This is a genomic window from Lactobacillus porci, assembly GCF_009695985.1.
Lineage (GTDB): Bacteria > Bacillota > Bacilli > Lactobacillales > Lactobacillaceae > Lactobacillus > Lactobacillus absianus.
Genome location: NZ_VUMX01000072.1, coordinates 1 through 1459, shown reverse-complemented (window position 1 = coordinate 1459; position 1459 = coordinate 1). Strand labels below are relative to the sequence as shown.

Annotated in this window: 1 protein-coding gene; it reads left to right on the top strand. The window is 42.4% G+C overall.

The annotated features are described in order from the left end of the window. Positions 1-46 precede the first annotated feature (46 nt). Positions 47-1426 carry an IS3 family transposase gene (locus tag FYJ62_RS10485; protein ID WP_318282441.1) on the top strand — a complete coding sequence of 460 codons (1380 nt, stop codon included), beginning with the start codon at positions 47-49 and terminating at the stop codon, positions 1424-1426. The last annotated feature ends 33 nt before the right edge of the window (positions 1427-1459 follow it).

The window sequence follows — 1459 nt, the reverse complement described above, 5'->3', positions numbered from 1 at the left end:
TGATATGACCCCCGAAATTAGGACACTAATTTCGGGGGTTATTTTCATGACTAAATACACTAAAGAAATCAAACTCGCTATTTACCACGAATGGGTAGACGATCATAGAAGAGGCACCTACCTCAGCCGAAAATATGGGATGGAGCGTGGAGGAATCCAATATTTGGTAGACTTGATCCAAAAGCATGGCGAAGCCATTTTGGATCGCCCTCAACAGAAATATACTGCTGATTTCAAGCTCGCTGCCATTGATAGAGTTCTGCTAGGTGGTGAAGCTCTTAGGCAGGTTTCCTTAGACTTAGGGCTTACGAATCAAGGAATTCTTGCTAATTGGCTTCGCTCTTTCAAAGAAAACGGGTATACTGTCATTACCAAGAAGAAAGGTAGACCACCCAAGAATGCCCAAAAGCAAGGACAAACAACGGATCAAAGAGCTGGAAGAGCAGGTAAAGAGACTTACAGTCGAGCTTGCATACATAAAAAAATTGGAGGCCTTAATTCAAGAACGGAAGAGCCAAGAAAAGAAGAATTAGCTCGTGCAATCACTGAATTAAGGCAAGAATTGCGGCTTAGCGTTAAGTACATTATCGACGTTATTAATGCCGATCCTGGATTGCCTCATATCTCAAGAAGTAACTACTACTATCAGACTCATAAGCCAGACAAGGATTCTGGTAACCAGAAGCTGATGGATAGAATCAAAGAGATCTATCTTGAACACAGCCAGCGCTATGGGTACCGGCGAATCTATGGACAGCTTCGCCGTGAAGGCTATGAGATCAATCATAAGAAGGTGCAGAGGCTCATGCAAAAGATGGGTTTATTCGGCATCTCAATCCGCAAGAGACGTAAATACAGCAGCTATTACGGCGTTCAAGGCAAGATCAAGCCAGACTTAATCAAGCGCAATTTCTACGCAATTATTCCCGACAGACATTGGTTTACCGACGTGACAGAATTCCATCTCAAAGATCAAAAGCTCTACCTTTCTCCAATTATTGATGGTTGTACCCAAGAAATCATCTCCTACAATATTTCTAAGCACCCAGACCTTAAGCAAGTAATGACCATGCTAGATGATGCGTTTGAGAAGCACCCGGCTCTTAACGGGCTTATTTTCCACTCAGATCGTGGATGGCAATATCAGCACTATGCATATCAAGCCGCTCTAGCTAATAGAGGGATCGATCAGAGTATGTCCAGACTGGGTAATTCTCTAGATGACGGATTAATGGAAGGCTTCTTCGGCATTCTTAAGCGGGAGATGTTCTACGGTCAAGAACATAAATACAAGGACCTAAATGAGCTTGAACAAGCTATTCACAAATATATCGATTACTACAACAACGTAAGAATCAAAACAGGACGAAAAAACATGACCCCGATTGAATATCGGAATCATGTTCTAACAACCTTAACGGCGTAATACTAATATGTCCCAATTTTGGGGGTCACATCA

What these genes read in the sequence shown, in the direction of transcription:
- FYJ62_RS10485 (WP_318282441.1), top strand. Translation starts at nt 47, where the DNA reads ATGACTAAATACACTAAAGAAATCAAACTCGCTATTTACCACGAATGG.